The 19,674-nt window shown below is 45.3% G+C and carries 23 protein-coding genes; all 23 read right to left on the reverse strand.

Annotation, left to right across the window (positions count from 1 at the left end; translation table 11 throughout):
* Window positions 1-19: 19 nt before the first annotated feature.
* The 23 genes from flhA to EFA47_RS14025 all read right to left on the reverse strand — a co-directional run bounded on the left by flhA (window position 20) and on the right by EFA47_RS14025 (window position 19,663).
* Window positions 20-2,095, reverse strand: a complete 2,076-nt coding sequence (gene flhA / locus EFA47_RS13915) for a flagellar biosynthesis protein FlhA (RefSeq protein WP_122643822.1) — start codon at window positions 2,093-2,095, stop codon at window positions 20-22.
* A 3-nt stretch (window positions 2,096-2,098) separates the two neighbouring features.
* Window positions 2,099-3,157: a flagellar biosynthesis protein FlhB gene (gene flhB / locus EFA47_RS13920; protein ID WP_122643823.1), complete on the reverse strand. Its 1,059-nt coding sequence runs from the start codon at window positions 3,155-3,157 to the stop codon at window positions 2,099-2,101.
* A gap of 34 nt (window positions 3,158-3,191) precedes the next feature.
* Window positions 3,192-3,959, reverse strand: coding sequence for a flagellar biosynthetic protein FliR (locus EFA47_RS13925; RefSeq protein WP_122643824.1), 768 nt, complete (start codon window positions 3,957-3,959; stop codon window positions 3,192-3,194).
* Between the two features lie 21 nt (window positions 3,960-3,980).
* Complete coding sequence (fliQ, locus tag EFA47_RS13930; RefSeq protein ID WP_122643825.1) at window positions 3,981-4,241, reverse strand: flagellar biosynthesis protein FliQ; 261 nt, start codon at window positions 4,239-4,241, stop codon at window positions 3,981-3,983.
* Between the two features lie 17 nt (window positions 4,242-4,258).
* Window positions 4,259-4,858, reverse strand: a complete 600-nt coding sequence (fliP, locus tag EFA47_RS13935) for a flagellar type III secretion system pore protein FliP (protein WP_235853340.1) — start codon at window positions 4,856-4,858, stop codon at window positions 4,259-4,261.
* 66 nt (window positions 4,859-4,924) lie between these two features.
* Window positions 4,925-5,269, reverse strand: coding sequence for a flagellar biosynthetic protein FliO (fliO, locus tag EFA47_RS13940; protein ID WP_122643827.1), 345 nt, complete (start codon window positions 5,267-5,269; stop codon window positions 4,925-4,927).
* Window positions 5,270-5,296: 27 nt separating this feature from the next.
* Entirely contained in the window at window positions 5,297-6,628 is a 1,332-nt protein-coding gene (fliN, locus tag EFA47_RS13945) for a flagellar motor switch protein FliN (RefSeq protein WP_122643828.1), read from the reverse strand.
* A 36-nt stretch (window positions 6,629-6,664) separates the two neighbouring features.
* Window positions 6,665-7,108, reverse strand: coding sequence for a flagellar basal body rod protein FlgC (flgC, locus tag EFA47_RS13950; RefSeq protein ID WP_122643829.1), 444 nt, complete (start codon window positions 7,106-7,108; stop codon window positions 6,665-6,667).
* 15 nt (window positions 7,109-7,123) lie between these two features.
* Entirely contained in the window at window positions 7,124-7,483 is a 360-nt protein-coding gene (locus EFA47_RS13955; protein WP_122643830.1) for a response regulator, read from the reverse strand.
* 74 nt (window positions 7,484-7,557) lie between these two features.
* Window positions 7,558-8,577, reverse strand: a complete 1,020-nt coding sequence (locus EFA47_RS13960) for a flagellar motor switch protein FliM (RefSeq protein WP_122643831.1) — start codon at window positions 8,575-8,577, stop codon at window positions 7,558-7,560.
* 26 nt (window positions 8,578-8,603) lie between these two features.
* Complete coding sequence (locus tag EFA47_RS13965; RefSeq protein ID WP_122643832.1) at window positions 8,604-9,359, reverse strand: OmpA/MotB family protein; 756 nt, start codon at window positions 9,357-9,359, stop codon at window positions 8,604-8,606.
* A gap of 9 nt (window positions 9,360-9,368) precedes the next feature.
* Window positions 9,369-10,214, reverse strand: a complete 846-nt coding sequence (locus EFA47_RS13970) for a motility protein A (RefSeq protein ID WP_122643833.1) — start codon at window positions 10,212-10,214, stop codon at window positions 9,369-9,371.
* A 23-nt stretch (window positions 10,215-10,237) separates the two neighbouring features.
* Entirely contained in the window at window positions 10,238-10,435 is a 198-nt protein-coding gene (locus tag EFA47_RS13975) for a flagellar FlbD family protein (protein WP_122643834.1), read from the reverse strand.
* 69 nt (window positions 10,436-10,504) lie between these two features.
* A complete protein-coding gene (locus tag EFA47_RS13980) occupies window positions 10,505-11,764 on the reverse strand; it encodes a flagellar hook-basal body complex protein (RefSeq protein ID WP_122643835.1) in 1,260 nt (419 codons plus the stop codon).
* A gap of 88 nt (window positions 11,765-11,852) precedes the next feature.
* The gene (locus EFA47_RS13985) at window positions 11,853-12,224 is read right to left on the reverse strand and encodes a TIGR02530 family flagellar biosynthesis protein (RefSeq protein ID WP_122643836.1); all 372 of its coding nucleotides are present in this window, start codon (window positions 12,222-12,224) and stop codon (window positions 11,853-11,855) included.
* A 36-nt stretch (window positions 12,225-12,260) separates the two neighbouring features.
* A complete protein-coding gene (locus tag EFA47_RS13990; protein ID WP_122643837.1) occupies window positions 12,261-12,809 on the reverse strand; it encodes a flagellar hook capping FlgD N-terminal domain-containing protein in 549 nt (182 codons plus the stop codon).
* A 21-nt stretch (window positions 12,810-12,830) separates the two neighbouring features.
* Window positions 12,831-14,054 carry a flagellar hook-length control protein FliK gene (locus EFA47_RS13995; protein ID WP_122643838.1) on the reverse strand — a complete coding sequence of 408 codons (1,224 nt, stop codon included), beginning with the start codon at window positions 14,052-14,054 and terminating at the stop codon, window positions 12,831-12,833.
* A 138-nt stretch (window positions 14,055-14,192) separates the two neighbouring features.
* Window positions 14,193-14,645, reverse strand: a complete 453-nt coding sequence (fliJ, locus tag EFA47_RS14000; RefSeq protein WP_122643839.1) for a flagellar export protein FliJ — start codon at window positions 14,643-14,645, stop codon at window positions 14,193-14,195.
* Window positions 14,646-14,664: 19 nt separating this feature from the next.
* Window positions 14,665-15,966 carry a flagellar protein export ATPase FliI gene (fliI, locus tag EFA47_RS14005; RefSeq protein WP_122643840.1) on the reverse strand — a complete coding sequence of 434 codons (1,302 nt, stop codon included), beginning with the start codon at window positions 15,964-15,966 and terminating at the stop codon, window positions 14,665-14,667.
* Window positions 15,967-15,981: 15 nt separating this feature from the next.
* Window positions 15,982-16,722 (reverse strand): FliH/SctL family protein, encoded by a 741-nt coding sequence (locus tag EFA47_RS14010; RefSeq protein ID WP_235853271.1) that lies wholly within the window; start codon window positions 16,720-16,722, stop codon window positions 15,982-15,984.
* Window positions 16,706-17,713, reverse strand: a complete 1,008-nt coding sequence (gene fliG, locus EFA47_RS14015) for a flagellar motor switch protein FliG (RefSeq protein ID WP_122643841.1) — start codon at window positions 17,711-17,713, stop codon at window positions 16,706-16,708. Before fliG ends, EFA47_RS14010 begins: the two co-directional genes overlap by 17 nt.
* Window positions 17,703-19,280: a flagellar basal-body MS-ring/collar protein FliF gene (fliF, locus tag EFA47_RS14020; RefSeq protein ID WP_122643842.1), complete on the reverse strand. Its 1,578-nt coding sequence runs from the start codon at window positions 19,278-19,280 to the stop codon at window positions 17,703-17,705. Before fliF ends, fliG begins: the two co-directional genes overlap by 11 nt.
* 74 nt (window positions 19,281-19,354) lie before the next feature.
* Window positions 19,355-19,663: a flagellar hook-basal body complex protein FliE gene (locus EFA47_RS14025; protein WP_122643843.1), complete on the reverse strand. Its 309-nt coding sequence runs from the start codon at window positions 19,661-19,663 to the stop codon at window positions 19,355-19,357.
* Window positions 19,664-19,674: the final 11 nt, after the last annotated feature.

The following is a 19,674-nucleotide window of genomic DNA, read 5'->3' on the forward strand; positions in this document are numbered from 1 at the left end:
TTGGCTGCTCCATAAATTCTTATGCCTGCAAAGTAATATTTCCTACTGCCTGTATCTGGATATTATTGCTTATCTCATTAAAGGAAAGCACATACACATTGGGATAGAACTGCTCAATCAGATGGTAGAAATGTACCCTCACCACCTGGCTTGTCAGGATAATAGGATTCTGCCCCAGTTCATGGAATTTCTTGATTTCCTCGCCCAGCTGGGTAATGACACTCTGCATGACATCGGGACTTAATGCGAGATACATTCCATGCTCGCCGGTTGTAAGGCTGGTAATAATGCTCTTCTCCAGGTCTGCATCCAGAGTCACAACCTTCATACTTCCACCCTCACAGAATTTCCTTGTGATTGTACGCTTTAAGGCAATACGGATATTCTCTGTAATGGAGTCAATATCTTTTACTGTCATAGAGGAGTCAATAATCGTCTCCATGATTGTCTCCATATCTTTAATGGGAATCCCCTCTCTCAAAAGATTTGTCAATATCTTCTGGAAGCTGCCATAGGAGATCATGGCAGGTACTAACTCTTCAACCAATTCTGGAGACTGTTTCTTCATATTCTCTACCAGACGCACAACTTCCTGTCTGTTGAGAAGCTCAAAGGCATGCTTTTTCACAGTCTCCGACAGGTGGGTCAGCATAACAGACAGAGGATCAATCACTGTATAGCCGTATATCTCCGCCATTTCCTTTTTGTCCACAGTAATCCATTTACTGGGTATGCCATAGGCCGGTTCAATAGTGTCGATCCCATCGATCTCTTTCTCTGGGTTTGGAGGCTCAAGGGCCAGATAGTAATCTACCAGTATCTCGCCTTTGGCAACCTCCTCCCCTCTAATTTTTATCACATATTGGTTTGTATTCAGGCTGGAACTGTCACGCAGCCGGATAGAGGGGATAACCAATCCCATCTCCTGTGCATACTGGCGCCTGAAAATCACAATTCGGTCGATCATTTTCCCGCCGCTGCCTTCGTCAACCAGGGGGATCAGGCTATACCCAAACTCCATTTCAATAGGTTCTACATTGATGAGAGAGTAAACACTGTTTATATCCTTGAAGCTTTCCTCCGCTGATGCATTCTGCTCCTGCTGCATGGCGGCCTGTTCCATCTCGGCTGCCCGCTGGCTTTTCTCAGCCATTGCATTCATTCTGCGCATGAGCTGCCATCCGCCCAGCATCAATGCCAGAGAGACTATGCCAAGCTGAATCTTAGGCATCCCCGGTATGGCAATCAGAATAGCCAGGACTGCGCCTGTCATCATAATGGCCTTTGGCTGGGCCATAAACTGCTTGGATGCATCTTCATTGAGGCTTCCGTCAGAAACTGCACGGGTTACAACCATACCCGTAGCCGTAGAAATCAGAAGGGCAGGGATCTGTGACACAAGTCCGTCGCCCACTGTAGCTATAGAATATACGGAAAGCACTTCCTGGAATCCCATGCCTCCCTGAACCATACCGATAATCATACCACCCAGGAAATTTACTGCGGTGATGATCAGGGACATGATGGCGTCTCCCTTTACAATCTTAGTAGCACCATCCATAGATCCATAGAAGTCAGCCTCTTTCTGGATCTTATAACGTCTGTTCCTCGCCTCCTGCTCGTCAATCAATCCCGTACTTAAGTCCGCGTCAATGGCCATCTGCTTACCAGGCATTGCATCCAAGGTGAACCTCGCCGCAACCTCTGCCACACGCTCGGCGCCTTTGGTAATAACAATAAACTGCACCAGGACAATAATTAAGAATATGATAAATCCAACAACAACATTCCCCTGCAGTACAAAATCACCCATTGCCTGGATAACTGCGCCGGCAGTTCCCTGATTACCAAGAATATTTCTGGTTGAAGATATATTAATTCCGATGCGGAATAAAGTTGTGATAAGAAGCATTGACGGGAAAATAGAAAACTCCAGCGGCTCCTTTATATTCATACTGATCAGTAGAATAATCAGCGATATGGAAATATTTAAAATAATAAAAACGTCCAGTAAAAACGGATTCAATGGTATAATCAGCAGCAGTACAATCATAACTACGATTAAAGCCACTGCATTATTTAATACTCTCTTCATCTCTTACTCCATCTTCTTATTCATACGGAATACCTGAACAAGAATTTCAGCTACAACTCCATAATATTCTGCCGGTATTTCACAGTCCAGAGGTGTGGAAGAAAATATTCCTCTGGCCAGCGGCCTGTTCTCCACAATGGCCACGCCGCTTCTCTGTCCCAGCTCTATAATCCTCAACGCCAGATGATCCTGCCCCTTTGCAACCAGTATGGGGGCGTTATCGTGGTCTATATCATACTTCAGTGCTACCGCGTAATGGGTAGGGTTACGGATAATTACATCCGCATCGGGCACAGCCTGCATCATGCGGTTCCTTGCCATACTGCGCTGCAGGTTCCGGATCCTGCCTTTAATCTCCGGATTTCCTTCTGTCTGCTTATATTCTTCTTTCACTTCCTGTTTGGTCATCTTAATCTTTTTCTCATATGACCATCTTTGATAAAAGAAGTCAAACCCCGCAATCGCTGCAAATATTAATCCTATCTTGAGCACCATGCTCATAATTTCTTTCAGTACAAAGACGGCTGCAGACATAGGGTTCATGTCCAGCATCTGGGCGACATTTACCATCTCCCCCATTAATAACTGATACAGGACGATTCCTAAAATAATAATCTTCAATGTCGCTTTTAAAAGCTCTACAACATTTCTCATGGAGAATAGATTCTTTATTCCCTTAAGGATACTTAAGTTACTGAGCTTAAATGCCGCTGATTTCATGGTAAAAATAAATCTTGTCTGGATTCCGGTTGACACAACGGCAAGGGCAACCCCTATGAACCCAATCGGCAGCACACATTGTGCCACAACCTTGACAGCATCCATCCCAATCTGCTGTAAATTTCCCATGGACAGTTCCTGGATATCTGATACAGAAGAAATCAGAGAATACATACTCTGCCTCATTGCCCTGTACATAGATGGGAATAATAACTGTAACCCATAAAACCCTCCAAGAAGCGACGCAACTGCAATGACATCCTTGCTGGAAAAAACATTACCTTCCTTGCGCTGGTCACGCCGCTTCTTAGGGGTGGCTTTTTCAGTTTTTTCATCTGCCAACTGCGTTCACTTCTCTTTCTTCTACAGGTTTGATTTATAGAAATGTCAGTATGCCCTGGAGCGTCTTTATCATAGTTGTGATAATTTTATCCACATACTCACTCATAGGAGAGAACAAAATTACCAGTAACCCCAGGCCGACAATTATTTTCAATTGAATATTAATAACAAATATACTAATTTGCGGTACAACCTTATTCAGTATTCCAACCCCTATCTCCACAAAAAACTCTGCTGCGAGAATCGGAAGAGAAAACTTAATCCCCATTTCTACGCATTGGAGAAATATATCTATCACTCTCAGGCTCACGTTCTCTGTTATCAGTATCCCCCCATAAGGTACAATCTCAGCAGATGTCAGAAGAATCTGCATCAGCGCCAGGTGGCCATCCAGGGCAAAAAATAAGAGAACAAAAAAGGCCTGGTATATAGTACCAGTCACGGCAATCTGTGAATTGCTCTGAGGATCATAGACAGTGGCCATAGAAAGGCCAAGCTGAAAATCTATAATATACCCGGCAAAACTTATTATAAAAAAAAACAGCTCAGTAACAAATCCGATTACATAGCCTGCAGCAAATTCTTTTATCAATAAAAAGCCGTATTCTATCGTACTTTCTATCACAAATGCCTGTTCCGCTGAAAAAGAGTAGACTGCCAATGTCAGAACAATAATCAGGCCAGATTTTACAATCCCAGGTATATTTCTTCTCCCTAATATGGGGTTTAATAATATAAAGCCAGACATCCTCATTAAAATCAGGGTAAATAAGGTCAGCTGTGCAGTATCGCTAATCGGCATGTCTTTACTCCTTTACCCTTATTAACCTTGTATCAGCTCAAAAATCCTGATTGTAAAATCCTGCAGAGTCTGCAGCATAGTGCCTCCTGTAAACACAAGTATAAGCCCTATCACAAGGAGCTTCGGCACAAAGGTAATGGTCTGCTCATGTATCTGTGTGGCCGCCTGTATGATAGATATCAAGATTCCCACAAACATACTGATAATTAACATCGGCCCTGCGAGCTGGACTGCCATCACAAACACCTCATACATCAAATCCAGAACTTCTCCGTTTGTCATTCAAATGCCTCCCCGCGTCACCATTGGAAACTTTTTACTATGGATGAGAATAATAATTCCCAGCCGTCTACTGTCACAAATAAAAGCAGCTTAAAGGGCAAAGAGATCATTGCAGGAGGGAGCATCATCATTCCCATAGACATCAGTGTACTGGATACAATAATATCAATCAGCAAAAATGGGATAAAAATCAAAAAGCCTGCTACAAACCCCCGCTTTAATTCGCTTGTCATAAAGGACGGGATAATGACTGTCATAGGAAGCTCTTCCACGTTCTCCACCTGCTCAGTACCGGACATCTCTGTAAACAGGTTCAGCGCACTTGTCTCCGTATTCTTAAGCATAAAATCCTTCAGTGGAACCTGGGCGCGGTCAAGCGCTTCCTCCTGGGTAATTTCCTGGTTCTTGTAGGGTGTATATGCATTTGTATTAATATCCTTGATTACAGGATCCATAATGAACAAGGTCAAAAATAAAGAAATTCCAATCAAAACTATATTAGGCGGAGTCTGCTGGATCCCAAGGGCATTTCTCAGAAATGACAGAATAATAATTGTCCTCGTGAAAGATGTCACCATGACAAGAATAGAGGGCAGAAGTGCGATGATTGTAAGCATCAGCAGTATTTCTAATGTAGGAACCTGATTTCCGTTTACATTTATAAGTGAGTCATACACCGGCTTCTACCTCCCCTTCTTACCAATTTCTCCTAATTTCCCCATAATCGCCTTGAAATCCGGCGCTTTCGTCCCTGACTCTCCCGACTCTGGCGACAATGGGAAAAGTTCGTCATCCTGAAGCTCAGCCAGGACATTTACCTGGCCCGCTGTAATTCCGACAAGCAGATATTTCCCCCCGACCTGTATAACCGCAATATGCCTGTCCTGGCCCACTGCAATCTGGTCGAGCAGCCGCATATAGCGCGAACTGCTGTTTTTATTTACTCCCTTCCCAACATATCTGCTGAACAGGTAGCTCAGATAAATAATAAGCGCTGCTGCGACAAAGGTAATAAGCACTCTCCACATAGATTTCCTTCCTGATATATCTTCCTGTTATTCTAATACGGCAAAATTAACCTTCATGATCTCTGTAATTCTGATACCAAAGTTGTCCTCAACAACTACTACATCGCCTTTTGCAATACATTGTCCATTTACAAACAGATCCACCTGCTCCCCTGCCAGCTTATCGAGAACCACAAGAGACCCCTTTGTAAAGTCTAATATATCTTTAACCAATTTCTGGGTACGTCCTATTTCTACTGAAATTTCAAGGGGAACTCCCATGATCAGTTCCATGTTCTCTTCCTGTTCACCTTCCAGCACAATGTCCCTGCTCTGGCTTAAATTAGGCCTGGCCGCAGGCTGAACATTAATCAGCTTGGGATCTGGTTCTTTTCTCCTTGCCTCCAGCTCCTGCTGCATGGCCTGCATCTGCTGCATCATCTGCTGCATCATCTGCATCTGCATCATGGACATATCCTGTCCCACTCCGGGTTGGACTGGCATTGCCGCCGCACCTGCCGGCGCCTGTGTGGGCGCTGCTGCTTCCATCTGTGGCTGAACTGTGCCCTGAGGCATAGCCTCCGCCGCAGCTTGGGCCGGCTGTGTGCCCTGAGGCGCCGCCGGACTGTCTCCACCTATATCTCCATTTAGCAGCCTCTCGATTTCCTCCTGGGAAAGTGTTCCTCCTCCCTGGGGTGCTTCTTCCTTCTTTTCACTGGCCGCTTCCTGTACCGGGGCAGGCGCAGGCGCTTCTTCTGCCTGATTCCCAGACACATCCACAATGGCCTCATCTGGAAGGAATCCTTTCACCAATCCCTTGGCCAGCTCTATTGGCATTACATTGTAGAATTCACTTTCCAGCTTATCATCAATTTTCAAAGTAAACCCTACTACTACTTTAGGGTTCCCGTCGACGAAATATTTATCAATAAATTCTTCCTCATTCTTTACTTCAAAAGAAATAGGAGTAGAAATATTGACCATACGCCCTAAAAATTCTGACAATGCAGTGGAGGACGCCCCCATCATCTGGTTCATGACTTCACAGACTGCACTGATATTCATCTCATTTAATTCGAACTCTTCGTCTGCGATCTCCATGCCCATCAGCATCTCTACGATTACCTTCACGTCATGCCGTTTAAGGAGCATGACGTTCTTGCCCTCCAGGCCTGATACGTAGGTAATCTCAACGCCGACTGCCGGTTCCACTTTATCCATCTTAAATTCTTCTTTGGTTACAACATTTACGATAGGTGTCGTGATGTCTACCCTGGCATTCAGCATTGTGGAAACCGCTGTCGCAGATGCTCCAAGGCTGATATTGAGGATTTCGCCTATCGCATCTATTTCCAATGTACTAAAACAATTAGAACCCATATATCCTATCTCTCCTTCTGGGTTAACCCCTCATTTCTATTTTCCAATCTCCAGTGCCTTCTGTGCCATAAGTTTAATTGCATTGAAAGCTGTAATGTTAGCCTCATATGATCTGGTCGCAGACATCCCGTCAACAGTCTCTTTCACAAGGTCTACATTGGGCATCATAACATAACCATTCTCATCTGCATCTGGATGCTCAGGGTTATATACCGGATTCAGGTCGCTTTGATCCTCCAGGATCTGAGAAACCTGTACCCCTCCCTTTTCCGAGGTTTTCCCACTCAACCGGCTGTTAAACTCTGAACGGAAGGAAGTAGACGGCTTCTCCTCCAGCACCACCATCTTCCTTCTATATGCACCGCCGCTGTCCGTCCTTGTCGTATTAATATTAGATATATTCTCGGCTGCAATATCCAGCCTCTGCCTCTGCGCCGTCATGCCTGACGCGCTGATATCAAATGAATTTAAAAAAGACATATCCCGCCTCCAGTATTAACCCAGAATCTTTTTGACAGTTGATAAAATACGCTCAGGCTTAAAAGGCTTTACGATAAAATCCTTTGCCCCTGATTTGATAGATTCCATAACCATGGCCTCCTGCCCCATTGCAGAACACATCACGATTGTGGCATTAGGGTCACTGGCTTTAATCTCTTTGAGTGTTTCCAGTCCATCTTTGTTAGGCATGGTAATATCCATAAAAACAAGATCCGGCTTCTCCGCATTATAGGTCTCCACTGCCTGCACTCCATCCTCTGCTTCCAGCAGATCTGTATATCCCGCCTGTGTCAGGGTGGTCTTTAGCATCATCCTCATAAACGCTGCGTCATCTACTAATAATATTTTTGCCATTTTTTTTACCTCACTTTTTTCATTATTATTAAATTTTATATACGCAGATAAACTCTCTGTGATTTATCTGGTAATTATACCGCCATATCATTCTTAGGGGCTTCCACACGTTCCTCAATCTTCACCGCTATATTTTTGTTATGTACGCCCAGCTGGCCGATAAACCATGGCTGGCCTGCAACATGGAGAGCAACTGGTGAATCCTGCGTCTTATTCAGGTCAATGACATCCCCTACGTGAAGATTATACACATCGTCCAGATTCAGCCTGGCAACTCCAAGCTGAGCCATCACGTCCATCCTGGATTCTTTTATGCTGCCCATAATTTCTTCCCGGCTGTCCTTCTCCTGCATCTGGTTCCCTTTGTCTGCCAGGTGCTTTGTTTTATCAATAATATCAAACATATTCCCCAGCAATGTTCCCGGTATACAAATGTTCATGGCCCCTTCTATTTCGCCCATCTGGATCTTCATCATAATAATCACTACTGTCTCGTCCACACTGATGCCCTGAAACATGCTTGGATTTTCCTCCACGCGGTCAAACTGTGTGTTAACCTTAATATAGGCTGCCCATACATCGGTGGTAATCCCTACCAGATATTTAATAATTTTCTCATATAAAGCAAGCTCAATATCTGTATATTGATATGACATGTCTACTGTCAAATCCGTTCCTGTCCCTCCCAGCATACGGTCTATCATAGAACCCATCAGGGTGGGCGCAATATGCAAAAGCATAGGCGGATTCTTAGAATGATCCTGTAATTCTACATTCGCTAGCGTAATTACATCCGTCTCATTCAGCGCATTTCCAAACTCATAGTACCGCTGCTCCTCAACGCCCAAAACCTCCACCTCACTGGCCACACGAAATAAACCATTAATCTGTGAAGTCGCAATTCTCGCATAATTATCATAAATACTGTGAAGCATTTTCAGCTTATCCTTGGTATATTTCTTAGGACTGTAGAAATCATACTTCCTGTATTTTTGTTTTGGCTTTTTCGGCTCCTCCGCCACACTTTCTGCTTCTGCATTCTGCATTGAACTCAGTAATGCATCTATCTGGCTTTGTGATAGTACATCTGCCATCCTTCACTCCTACCTTCACTACATTTTTACTTGTTCATTTCCTCATAATATTCTTCCAGGCTGTGCTCCACTGAATCAGACTTTGTAATCAGCAGTTCAACTCTCCGGTTCTTGGCCCTGTTCTCCGGCGTATCAAAGGGGGCAATGGGCCTGAACTGCCCATATCCTACTGATACTAGCTTCTCTGGAGATACCAGGCTCTTATTTTGGATATAAGCTGTTACTCTCGCCGCTCTCTCTGCCGACAGGACACGGTCTGATTCCACATCATTTTGTACAGCTGGGTCTGCCTGGGTGGTATGTCCCAATACCTGTATCTCCTTAATAGAATCCTTGGCGCCGGAAATAGCATTGGCAAACTGATCCAGGATTTGCTTTCCCTCATCCTTGATAATGGAACTATCACCATCAAAGAACACATTATCCCGAAATGTAACAAACGTATAACCGTCTCCCTTGAATAATTCTACCTGGGCAGATAATTGTGCCTCTTCAATAGACTGCTTCAAATTCTCATAGAGTTCGTCAAAGGTATTTATCTCATCGCCTTCCACAAACCCTCCCGGAACATCCTGATCCCCCTCTAAAGTATCTGTAGTTACTATCTGAGATACCTTATCAGCATCAGGATTGAAGCTCCTGACAATCATCTCCCACTTGGCCTGATCCACACTGGAAATAGAATACAAAAGCACGAAAAAACATAAAAGCAGCGTCACCATATCGCCATAAGTATCCATCCAACTGGCGCCTGACTCTGGGGTCTTATTCCTCTTCTTCATCAATATCACCTATTTCTTCTTCGCTTTTTCTTTCTTCGGTTTCTTACCCTTCGCGGCTGTCTGCTCACCGCCGCCCTCAGAATCTATAATTTTTGCCCTATCTTTCTGTGCCAGATATGTAGCCAGTTTTTCTCTCAGGAACTTAGGGTTATCTCCTGACTGTATTGCCAAAATCCCCTCTATCATCAGCTGTTTGTACAGGAGTTCCTCCTCATTCCTGATTCTTAGCTTTTTGGCGATGGGCATAAAAAACACATTGGCCAGAATACACCCGTAAAAGGTGGTAATCAAGGCTGTACCCATGGCCGGCCCTATGCCGCTTGCACTTCCGCTGTCCATGTCCATCTCTTTCAGCATGTTTACCAGACCTACAAGAGTACCAATCATACCAAAGGCCGGCGCATAGGATGATGCCTTTTCATAAAGGCCGCAGGCCTCCTCATGCCTCTGGGACATACTGTCCAGCTCGTTCTCCAGCATGTTCCTCACCTCTTCCGGCTCCGTGGCGTCTACGATCAGCATAATTCCCTGCCGAAAAAACATATCATCTATCTCATTGGCCTTTTCTTCCAAGGCCAGCAGTCCATTTTTCCTGGCCAGCTGTGCCATATCTACCAAAATGTCTATAAGCGCCCCCACATCATAGCGGTTGCCCTGAACTAAAATCTTCATATGCTTTATGGTTGTCTTAAGCATACTAAATGGATAACTGGCAACAACAGAGGCCAATGTACCGCCTACCGTAATGGCAATACTCGGAATGTCTACGAAGTTCATCAGCTTATCCGGGCCTATACCTACTGTTATGATCAGCACCATACCAACTACAATACCAATAATACTAGTCAAATCCACCTTATCGTCACCACCTTAATCTACTATCTATTTTCACGGTAGCAATGTATTTTCCCATTGTACTCGATTGTTTTCTCTATTATCTCTTCGGCTGTCTCTTTTACGATGTAAAACTTTCCATTCATCATAACAATTTTTGACTCTGGTATCAACTCCACCATCTCAATTTGGGCACTGTTTAACACAATCTTTTCATTATTTAATTTTGTCAGCATAATCATACCACAATCTCCCCCTGACTTTCAAATGTGCCCGGGATATTTTCTATCCCGGAACACATCTATTTTTTATTACCGTTTCATATTTACAAGCTCTTCGAGCATCTGGTCTGTCACTGTGATAATCTTGGAATTCGCCTGGTATCCCCTCTGTGTGGTGATCATCTGGGAGAACTCGTTTGCCAGGTCCACGTTTGCCATCTCCAAGTAGTTTCCCAGGATGCTTCCCGCAGGGCCGCCGTTTGGCTTGATTGCCTCTGTAGTTCCAGCATTAGGGCCAATCGTATAGTAATATCCGTCTGTCTTTTCCAGGCCGTTGGGATTCTCTACCGTAACCAGCGCGATCTGTCCTATTGCAATTGTACGGTTCTGCTCATCCACACCTACAATAGTTCCATCCTCATTGATTTTATAACTCTGGATATTATACTGCTGGTTTGTATCCGGATCAACGGGGATCTGGATTGTGGATAACTCATCTGAATATTGGGCCGCTACCCCCGGCACCCGGGCAGACCCTGAGCTTACCACAGTACTGGTTGCAGCAGCACCCCAATTGCCTGCATTCGGCTTGTTGGCATTATTATCCACTCCGGCTGTTTTGCCTGTAAAGGTCAAGTCAACTGTCATGGGATTCGCGCCGTCATTATATTCATTCAGGCTAATATTATATCCTTCATACTGGCCGCCAGCCGCAGTTACACTTTTAATCCAGTCATTTACCTGATCTTCAAGGTTTGCATTATTGGACTGGATTGTTACACCGCCAATAGTCACGTCCCAAGTACCATTGTTATTAGTAGCCGTTACCTCTGCCCCTGCAATATCATACTGCGACTTGGTTGCCGGCTTCTCTGGAATGCCCGTGCCGTCCACCAGGGCATAGCCATACACATAGCTGCGCTGGTCATCTACCAGATATCCGTTACCATCCACCCTGAAGATACCTACTCTTGAGAGATTCAGGCCGGAACTCTCTACATCCTGGAAACTTCCGTTGACCATATTCCCCACAAGGAAAAAGCCAGTACCGTCAATCATGCAGTCCAGAGGATCTGATGACGGTGAGGGCGCCCCTGTCGTATAAGAGGGCATGATGGATCCTGTGGTTACTCCATATCCAACCTGGGACGCGTTACGGCCGCCGGCCCCTCCTCCCAGGGCACTTCCTGCTGAGCCATTGATTGAAGTAGAATACATAGAATCCTGAAAATTAAAACTGGAAGATTTATATCCCCATGTATTTACATTTGCAATATTGTTACCAATTACATCCAGCTTTGACTGATGTGTTTTGAGTCCTGCGACTCCTGCAATCATCGATCTGACCATTGTCTATATACTTCCTTTCCTGTTTGTCTCCTGTCTGTCCTTGTACCTGCAAGTCATACAGATACGAAACCTCCATACATGGTCCGGCTTACATCAGGACAGCACTGTCTATATTTGTGAATATATTGTCTCTCATTTCTTTTCCCGACATTGTCGTAACTACTACATTGTTAGGGACATTTACGATAAATGCTCCGTTCTCACCAATGATGACTACATCCTTTGCCCCCTTATCCCTGGCTTTTGAGACTGCCTGGTTAAGGTTATCAAGAAGATTGTCTGTCATCTCTATTCCACGCTCCTGCACCCTCTGGGCCGCATGTTTTGAGAACTGTACACTCTGCTGCCTGCTGAGCTCTTTCTGCAGCAAATCCCCAAACTGTACGTTGGTTTTTGTCTGTGCCGCCGCATGCTTAAGCTGCAGTGCACTGGCATTTGTAATTTGATTAATCTTACTCATCAACTATACACCGCCTTTATGCCGGCCGCCCCCGGTCTATGTAGGATCTTCCTCCGGTACCTTATCCTCACCTTCCCCGGTGCCGCCGTCTTCTTTGTCTGTTTCATCTTCCTTCTTAGGAATTTCACCCACACTCATAATCTGGCTTAAGCTATATTTCGCACCGTCGATGTACACAGACTGTGAACCTGTAAGGTCGATCCCTGTAATCACGCCCTTCTTCTCCCCAATGACTTCCCCATTGTTATCCAGAGTTGCCACTGTTACTTCTCTTCCCAGCAAACTTGTAGAATAGCTGGTCAAAGTGACCTGAGAAAGGTTATTTGTTACAACTGCAAAGTTTGAGATGGCATTGGATACAGAATTCATCGTATTCATCGTAGCCATCTGTGTCATCTGGCTCATCATCTCACTGTTGCTCATGGGATTTGTCATGTCCTGGTACTGAAGCTGCGCCGCCAGAAGCTGCCAGAAATCATCCATTGTCATGGTGCTGTTGTCCGCGACTGCGCTGGTCTGCGTGGACAGAAGGTCGTTATACACCTGGCTCTTTCCAAATCCATCTACTTCACTTACACCTGCCATCTGGCCATTACCTCCTTTTCATCATCCTAAATTCAAGCCAAGCCTCAATTTCTGCAGGAACTGCTCTGCATCATTTGCTTTTTGTTTCTGGCTCTCTTCTTTTTGCCTGTCCTGCTCAGAATCTCTGGCAGTATGGTCATTCTCTCCATTGCCCTGCTGCAGATAGTCAGTCTCCGGCTTTTCTACAATAACTGTTGTAGTCCCGCCCAAATTCTGATCCATCATATGCCCGATTTCTCTTGCATTGTTCCCCAGCATATCCAGGGTCTTTTTCTCAGAACAGAGGATAGACACGATTGTCTGGCCCGCCTCATAGAGAATCTTGACTGCAATCTTGCCCAGATTTTTGGGTTCTATCTGAATCTCAAACTCTTTTACGCCATCCACTGCTTTTGCAAGGATCTGCTCCGTCAATTTTTCCGGAAGCTCCTCTGGCTGTGGAACACTTATTGTGGCTGCTGGCTCTGTTTTCACTTCAGTATGGCTCTCTGCCACTGCCGCAGCCTGGCCTCCAGTATTGACTGCTGCCTGTTCCTGGTTTCTGGCATCTGTCATGGTGCCTTCATCAGATAAACTCTCACTGCCCTTCTTTTCTCCCTGGGCAGCCTGATTAGATACAGCCTGGGTAAAGGTCTCAGTACGGCTCCCAGTATCTGCTGTTGTTTCTTTGCTTGTACTGCTGTCCTGCGCCACAGTCTTTTGTCCCTGCCCTGTTTCTGCAGCTAAGACTTCCTCACCTGCCTTTGGCAATTCCAACTGAGATGAGTTTCCCTGTTCCAATCCTGCGTTGGACGCACCTTCACTGGCAGCCTGCAGCTCTTGGGCAGCTTCGGATACTGGCGCTGCCATCTGGATATCCGCCGCGCCATCTGCCTGTGATGCCTGAGTCCCCAAAGACTCTGTAAAGGCGCTGACATCAGCCATGAACTCCTGAATATTCACAATATTCATATTCAATAATGCGGGATCTGCCTGCAAACCTTGCAATGCTCCTGCCATATCTCCAGTACTTTCTTTATCCTTCTCCGCAGCAGTATCTGATATATCTTTCGCATTGCCGCCGGATGTCTCCCCAGTCTCTTTCCCAGGGCCCTCTGGTTCCTTTGGGACATCCTGTTTGTCTTCCCTTTTCCCTTCCAGCAGCGTTTTAAAATCCTCTGTCACATCTGAGGTATCTTTGCCCTTTTTGGCCACGTCTGCCGGCTTATAGCTAGTATCTATAGCCTTAAAGCTAATCTGTCCCATTGCTCTTCTTTACCTCCTTTCTTCTAAAATTATTTTGGGGCTGGATCCTATTTGTCTGGCCCCCGATACCTGCCGGCTCCTGCTTGTAAGCCTGTGCCTTCTGGTATCATAAATTTATAGTAATCTGCCAATGCAGGATTACCCATTTAATTTTGCCATGGCATTCTGGGTGGAAACAAATTCCTCAATAAAAAGCTCTTCCTGTTTCAGGACTTCTTTATTATACTCCTTAAACTTCTTTTCTTTAAGCTTTTCAATAGAAGATGTCTCCTTTTTTGCCTCTACCACTTCATTTCTTTTTTCTTCTTCCTGCTCATTCAGCTTCAGAAGTTCTTCCTGCTTCTTCTTAATTTTAATTCCCAGCGCTTCCAGGTAATGCTCATATGTATGGATGTCACTTATTTTCATCCCTGTAAATTTGCTCTTTTCAAAAGCCTTTGCACAGCTCTGGTGTTCCTGTTCCAGTCCTTCAATCTCTCTTTCACATGCCCTTACCTTCGCAATAATTCTGGCATGTTCACCTCTTAAATTCTCTAATACCTGTTCTTTGTAGCTGAGCACTGTATCTAATGGGAAAAAGAACTTTTTCATTTATGAGGCCCTCTCTTTATTACCGCAGAATCGCTTTCATTATCTCAAAAATTTCTTCCGCTGAAAAACTTTCTTCTATCTTCTGCATCAAGAATTCATTGACCTTGTCTATCTTTGATATGGCAAAATCTAACTTTGGATTGGTCCCCGCCTTATAGGCTCCTATGGAGATCAAATCCTCATTTTTGGCATAGACGCTTAAAATGTCCCGCAGACGGGAGGCCACCTCCCGATGCTCCTCGTCTACTATATTGGTCATCAAACGTGAAATACTGGCGTTTACGTCTATTGCCGGAAAATGGTTTTCATTGGCCAGCTTCCTGGTCAGTACGATATGTCCGTCCAGAATACCCCGGACTGTGTCTGCAACGGGTTCATTCGTGTCATCCCCCTCCACAAGCACAGTATAGACGCCAGTGATAGAACCCTTCTCAAACTTCCCGCTTCGTTCCAAAAGTTTGGGGAACTCAGCATATATAGATGGTGTATATCCTCTTGCAACCGGCGGCTCTCCGATTGCAAGCCCAATTTCACGCTGGGCCATGGCAAACCTGGTCAGGGAGTCCATCATCAACAGGACATCCTTTCCCTGATCCTTGAAATACTCTGCTATAGTAGTGGCCACAAGGGGGCACTTCATGCGCAGCATGGCGGGCTGGTCAGAGGTCGCTACCACAAGTACACTTCTCTTTAGTCCCTCCGGCCCCAAATCCTTCTCAATGAATTCGCGGACCTCACGTCCACGCTCTCCTACCAGGGCAATTACGTTAATATCTGCCTTGACGTTCCTGGCAATCATGCCAAGAAGTGTACTCTTACCCACGCCGCTCCCCGCAAAAATCCCAATACGCTGCCCTTTCCCCACTGTATTTAGTCCATCTATAGCCTTGATGCCAAATTCAAGCGTATCGGTAATGGGCGGGCGCTTCAGCGGATTTATATAGTTATTTTCCACATAGTAATAGCGGGGTGAAGGAAATTCCCCGTAATCATCCATGGGTTTGCCTGTAGCGTCAATAATCCGGCCTCTGAGAAATTCGCCTACCGGAATTTTCAGGCGGCGCTTTGTATTCCTCACAAAGCTGCCTGCCGCAACACCATTCAGGTTATCATATGCCATCAACTGCATCTTGTCATTACGGAACCCCACTACTTCCACAGGTATCTGCTTATGTTTCTCCTCGTTATATATCATAGCAATATCGCCGATACTTGCACGGTTTCCTGATGACTCCATAGCCATCCCCACTACATTTTCAATTTTTCCTATGTAACTGACCGTCTCAGTTTTCTGAATCAGCTCGGGCAGCTTTGAAAACATGGCATTACTCCTTAATTATACTCTGGCGTTATTTAAAATATCCTTGATATTCTCAAGCTGAGTCTGGACACTGGCGTCAATAATTTCATCCGGGAGTTCTATAATGCAGGTTCCCTCCTCGCCATTGTCCATGGTAATAATCTTAATATTCTCAGACAGATGTGACAGGGCGTCCAGAAAAGCAGAATCCACATCCAGGGAAATTCCTGTGTTGCATTTTGTAATGTATATTTTGGCCCACTGCTTCTTTGTAAGCTTATCTGTGGCAGCCAGAATCATACGCTTTACAATATCACCGCTTGAGGAAATACTTGTCTGGATAATCTTCTCGGCAACAGTCAGGGAAATATTCTTCAGGTCGTCTATATACTGCTCCAGCATCTTCTCTTTCTCGATAGAAACACTTTGGACCACATCCGCAGCATTCCTCTGTAAATTTCGGATTTCTCTATCCAGAATTTTCCGCTGCTCCTCATATGCCTGCTTCAGGCCTTCCTCCCGGCCTTCCTGATAGCCTTTGCTATAGGCCTCCTCCCGGAGGAACTGCGCCTGTTCCCTGGCTTCCTCCAAAAGCCGGGCGGCATCCGCCTCAGCTTCTTTTCTTATCTCTTCCTCTGTGAGGGCCGCTGGTTCCTCTTCAGCATCCTCCTCTGTCTCTTCCTCCCGGCTCTCTATCTGAAAACCGGCAAAAAAATCATATGGCCGGATTGTCTCTTCTTCCTTCGGCCCCTTCATAATCCTAGGCAATGATTTCATCCTTTCCGCTCTTAACTATAATTAATTCTCCGGCTTCCTCCAGCCTTCTGATTACGCCCACAATTCTCTGCTGAGCTTCTTCCACATCCCTGAGACGTACATTAACTGTAATATCGAGGTCGGACTGAATGCTTTCAGCCATACGTTTAGATACGTTAGCAAAAATAAGTTCTTTGATGCTGTCGTCAGATCCCTTGAGTGCATAGACAATGTCTTTGACGTCGCACTCCCTGATAAATCTCTGGATTGACCTGTTGTCCATGGATACAATATCCTCGAATACAAACATCTTCTTGCGGATTGTGTCCGCCAGTTCTTCGTCCTCTCTGCCCAGCTCATCAAAGATGTATTTTTCATTTCCTCTATCCATATGGTTCATGACATCTGCTATGTAGTCAATACCGCCGATGGTTGTGTAATCTGTTGTAAGGATGTTCTCGAACCTCTTCTTTAGGGAGGACTCTACGATCTTGATGGCATCGGGTGAGGCGCTCTCCATCCTGGCCACACACTCTACTACTTTAATCCTCTTTTCCTTCGGGAGCTCACTGATGACAGTGGCCGCCTGATCTGGCTCTGCATAAGAGAGTACCAGGGCAATTGTCTGGGGCCTCTCATGCTGCAGGAAGGAAAAAAGATTTTTCACACTGCTTTTTCTGATAAATTCAAAGGGCCTGGTTTTCAGCGATTTTGCCAGCTTTTCCAGAAGTGTCTGGGCCGTGGCCTCCCCAAATGCCTTCTCAAGGACTGCCCTTGCATATTCCATGCCGCCGTCTGTCACGACTTTCTGGGTCAGGCACGTCTTGTAAAACTCATCTAAGACTTCTTCTGTCTGTTCCGGAGAAATATGCCCCAGCTTAGCCACTTCAATTGTCAGCTTTTCTATATCGCTCTCGCTTAAATGTTTATATATTTTGGACGCCTTGTCGGCGCCAAGTGATACAATAACCGCCGCTGCTTTCTGTTCAGGCGTTAATACATTATTCTCCATTTGCACCGCCTCCATTCAGCCAGCTCTTTAACAGCTGGGCAGATATTTCTGCATTCTGATCTGCAAATTCCCGGATATTTTTCTTTAGTTCCATACCACGGTCATTCTGAATTTCCTGAAGCTCCTGATTCAAGTCAAGGAGAGAATCTGTCTCCTCTTCCAGTATCTCAGTTTCTTCCTCAAGCTCTTCTGCTTTTCTGCGCTTTCTTCTGATTATCAGGATGACAGCCAAGATAAGCAGAAGCAATGCGGCAGCAGCCCCTGCAATTACCGCATACAGTGGAACCCCTGTAGTATCGGCAGACGTCTGGTCTGCATTCTGGTTATTTGTGTTATCCTTGTAAAATGGCGCGCTTGCGATTGTTATCTTTTCATTCTGGTCCGCAGCCGCAATTCCTGCCGCATTGCCGACCAGGGAACGGATCTGGGCCTCCCTGAGGCTTCCATAGCCGTTTCCGTTAATAGCAACTGAAACCGTCAGGTCATCAAGCACGCCTGGATCTACCTGGCCCTGCTCCTTAATCTGGTCCACCAAGTATTCCCTGGAAGCGCTTTCACTGGCTGATTCCGATCCTCCCGTAGTTCCATCGGTATTGTACTGAGGTGTGTCAGCATTAGCATCTGTCCCGGCCACTCCCTGTGTACTGCCCTCAGAGACAGAGGATTCATTGTACGTCTCTTCCTTACTTACAATACCTGTTTTATCCTGCTCATCAATCTTCTCCGGCGTAGTGTAGCTTGTACTTTCCCGGATCAGCTTTTCCATATTTATCTTCGCCCTTGCAGAAACCTTGACATTGTCCTCCCCGTAAATAGGGCCCAGGACCTTCATAACCTTTTTATCGATCTGATCCTCAACTACCTGGGCGATCTCTTCCGCATCTGACCCATCTTTTGCGCTCTGCCCATCCGTGGAGACATCGTTTCCATTGCCGTCAAAAACAGCCACATCCTCCAACTCCATCTCAGGTACGCTCTTTGCAATCAGGCGCTGGATTGCCGCCGCCTGGTCTTCTGTCGGCGAACCTCCGTCGTCCATAGTAACCACGGCGGATGCGCTTGACTTTTCTTTCTGGTCGTCACTGAGTGCATACTTGCTTTCTTCACCCAGGGCAATGGTTACTTTCGCATCCTTAACCCCATCAAAAAGGCGGATTGTTGATCCAATACGATCCTGAAGTTCATATAATTTATAGGTGTTTTTATCAGAATCCGTGGTCATCATACCAGCATTGTCCTTGAAGGTGTCGTATGTAAAACCGCTCTTAGGATAACCTTCCTGAACTAATTTTGCCTTTGCCAGATCTACCTCATCCTCTTTTACCAGGATCGTAGAATCATCCTTAAAACGGAATTCTGTGCCATCTTCCTGCAGCTTCTCCACAATCTGCTGCGCCTCTTCTGTCCCCAGTCCGGAAAACAAAACTTCATAAGGTTGATTATTCAGAATAAGTGCTATTGCAACAGCCCCAATAATCAGCACGGCCGCTCCGGCGATAATTATTTTCTTTGTTTTGCTGCTTAACTTCCCAATAAATTCTTTAAATTGACCAAATTTTTCTTTCATAATTATTCATAACTCTCTTATTCTTTTTTGATTTGCCGTTCTCTTACAGACAGAAAATACACTGCCCCAACAGGCTATAGACTAATACGCATAATTTCGTTATAGGAATCCAGCGCCTTATTCCGCAAAGAAACAAGCATATCCACGGCCAGTTGGGCCTGGGATGATGCAATCATAACAGAATGCGCATCCTCTATCTGCCCTGTGGCCAAAAGATACTGCTTGTTCACCAAATCTTCCTCTGTCGTTTTAACGTTATTGACCGCCTCGTCAAAAATCCCTTTAAAAGCAGACGTTCCTGACTGTTCGTTGACTTTGCCTGCAGCCCCTATTCCTTCACCAAAACTCAATGGCTGAATGGGCGTAATAAATGTCTCATTCATAATAATCCCCT

The organism is Luxibacter massiliensis (assembly GCF_900604355.1).
Lineage (GTDB): Bacteria > Bacillota > Clostridia > Lachnospirales > Lachnospiraceae > Luxibacter > Luxibacter massiliensis.

What these genes read in the sequence shown, in the direction of transcription:
- flgC (WP_122643829.1), bottom strand. Translation starts at nt 7,108, where the DNA reads ATGTCTTTTTTAAATTCATTTGATATCAGCGCGTCAGGCATGACGGCG.
- EFA47_RS13960 (WP_122643831.1), bottom strand. Translation starts at nt 8,577, where the DNA reads ATGGCAGATGTACTATCACAAAGCCAGATAGATGCATTACTGAGTTCA.
- fliP (WP_235853340.1), bottom strand. Translation starts at nt 4,858, where the DNA reads ATGCTTACAATCATCGCACTTCTGCCCTCTATTCTTGTCATGGTGACA.
- fliN (WP_122643828.1), bottom strand. Translation starts at nt 6,628, where the DNA reads ATGGGTTCTAATTGTTTTAGTACATTGGAAATAGATGCGATAGGCGAA.
- EFA47_RS13995 (WP_122643838.1), bottom strand. Translation starts at nt 14,054, where the DNA reads ATGGGACAGATTAGCTTTAAGGCTATAGATACTAGCTATAAGCCGGCA.
- fliJ (WP_122643839.1), bottom strand. Translation starts at nt 14,645, where the DNA reads ATGAAAAAGTTCTTTTTCCCATTAGATACAGTGCTCAGCTACAAAGAA.
- EFA47_RS14025 (WP_122643843.1), bottom strand. Translation starts at nt 19,663, where the DNA reads ATGAATGAGACATTTATTACGCCCATTCAGCCATTGAGTTTTGGTGAA.
- fliO (WP_122643827.1), bottom strand. Translation starts at nt 5,269, where the DNA reads ATGTGGAGAGTGCTTATTACCTTTGTCGCAGCAGCGCTTATTATTTAT.
- EFA47_RS13965 (WP_122643832.1), bottom strand. Translation starts at nt 9,359, where the DNA reads ATGAAGAAGAGGAATAAGACCCCAGAGTCAGGCGCCAGTTGGATGGAT.
- flhA (WP_122643822.1), bottom strand. Translation starts at nt 2,095, where the DNA reads ATGAAGAGAGTATTAAATAATGCAGTGGCTTTAATCGTAGTTATGATT.
- EFA47_RS13985 (WP_122643836.1), bottom strand. Translation starts at nt 12,224, where the DNA reads ATGAGTAAGATTAATCAAATTACAAATGCCAGTGCACTGCAGCTTAAG.
- fliF (WP_122643842.1), bottom strand. Translation starts at nt 19,280, where the DNA reads ATGAAAGAAAAATTTGGTCAATTTAAAGAATTTATTGGGAAGTTAAGC.
- EFA47_RS13975 (WP_122643834.1), bottom strand. Translation starts at nt 10,435, where the DNA reads ATGATTATGCTGACAAAATTAAATAATGAAAAGATTGTGTTAAACAGT.
- EFA47_RS13955 (WP_122643830.1), bottom strand. Translation starts at nt 7,483, where the DNA reads ATGGCAAAAATATTATTAGTAGATGACGCAGCGTTTATGAGGATGATG.
- EFA47_RS13990 (WP_122643837.1), bottom strand. Translation starts at nt 12,809, where the DNA reads ATGGCAGGTGTAAGTGAAGTAGATGGATTTGGAAAGAGCCAGGTGTAT.
- fliG (WP_122643841.1), bottom strand. Translation starts at nt 17,713, where the DNA reads ATGGAGAATAATGTATTAACGCCTGAACAGAAAGCAGCGGCGGTTATT.
- fliQ (WP_122643825.1), bottom strand. Translation starts at nt 4,241, where the DNA reads ATGACAAACGGAGAAGTTCTGGATTTGATGTATGAGGTGTTTGTGATG.
- EFA47_RS13925 (WP_122643824.1), bottom strand. Translation starts at nt 3,959, where the DNA reads ATGCCGATTAGCGATACTGCACAGCTGACCTTATTTACCCTGATTTTA.
- fliI (WP_122643840.1), bottom strand. Translation starts at nt 15,966, where the DNA reads ATGTTTTCAAAGCTGCCCGAGCTGATTCAGAAAACTGAGACGGTCAGT.
- EFA47_RS13980 (WP_122643835.1), bottom strand. Translation starts at nt 11,764, where the DNA reads ATGGTCAGATCGATGATTGCAGGAGTCGCAGGACTCAAAACACATCAG.
- EFA47_RS14010 (WP_235853271.1), bottom strand. Translation starts at nt 16,722, where the DNA reads ATGAAATCATTGCCTAGGATTATGAAGGGGCCGAAGGAAGAAGAGACA.